The 979-nt window shown below is 53.7% G+C and carries 1 protein-coding gene; it reads right to left on the minus strand.

What is annotated here, in order from left to right; all coding sequences use genetic code 11:
• Positions 1-945: 2-keto-3-deoxygluconate permease (locus KQJ18_RS24135; protein WP_216422977.1), on the minus strand; the 945-nt coding region annotated here is incomplete at its 3' end.
• Between the last annotated feature and the right edge of the window lie 34 nt (positions 946-979).

Genomic DNA, 979 nt, shown 5'->3' on the forward strand with positions numbered 1-979 from the left:
CTGCTGGCGTTGGGCGATTCTCCTTTGTTCGCGGCGAGCAACGCAGGCGGTTATAAACGGTACGACTAAGGAGGTGACGATCGTAGAGGCGGCAATCTGCGGCGTCGCTACGGCGATTAATGCTGACACGCTGGGGTCAACCGCGGCGATGGCTGCGGGGGTCGCAACGGCGTTACCGGCCGTCGTGGAGACTGCCGCTCCGGCGATGCCTGAACCTCCGACAAAACGGGAGACGGCAACATTAATCAGCGCGCCAATGAATGCGGTCATGAGACCCAGAATAACCCCTGCGAATCCGGCCATCAGCAGGGTGCTGAAATCAATTCCGGTACCCAGACCAAAAGAGAAGAAGGGGATCAGCATCGCGCCGCCGCTTTTCAGGAACGAACGCATATCCTCATCCAGATTTCCGAGCAGCATACCAATAAGTATTGGTAAAACAACGGCGAACAGTTCCATTATTGGGATCGACACCAGCCCAGCGGCACCCATCGCCACCATCGTCAGAAAGGGGCCTTCAAGTACGGAAAGCACAGCGATAGCGCCCGCATCGGTTTCATTGCCAAACTGTTTGGTCAGTGCAGCATAGAGGCCCATATTCGCATTGGTCATAGCCGCGATAATGGCGAGTGCAGACAAACCAAAGAAGCCGTTGGCGCCGCAAAACTTTGCGACCAGTAAGCCAATTGCTGTCCCGACAACCAACTTGGACAGCATAATGGCGAACCCTTTTTTCAGGGCGACCGGCGCGGCCTGTAGGCGGATTTCAGCGCCCATACAGACAAAAAATACGCCCAGGATAGCGAGAGCGCCATGAGCTACCGCCGTCGAAAAGCTCCCTATTTCTAAAGCACCAGGACAAAATGTCTTTAATAATGCTCCGATCAATAACGGGATTACCATCATCCCGCCTGGGAATTTCTCAATTGTTTGTTTTATTTTCATGAGGAGACTTCCGTGTTTTCGTAACGGATATAAG

Origin of the sequence: Citrobacter sp. S55_ASV_140, assembly GCF_018919505.1 — a bacterium.
Lineage (GTDB): Bacteria > Pseudomonadota > Gammaproteobacteria > Enterobacterales > Enterobacteriaceae > Citrobacter > Citrobacter werkmanii.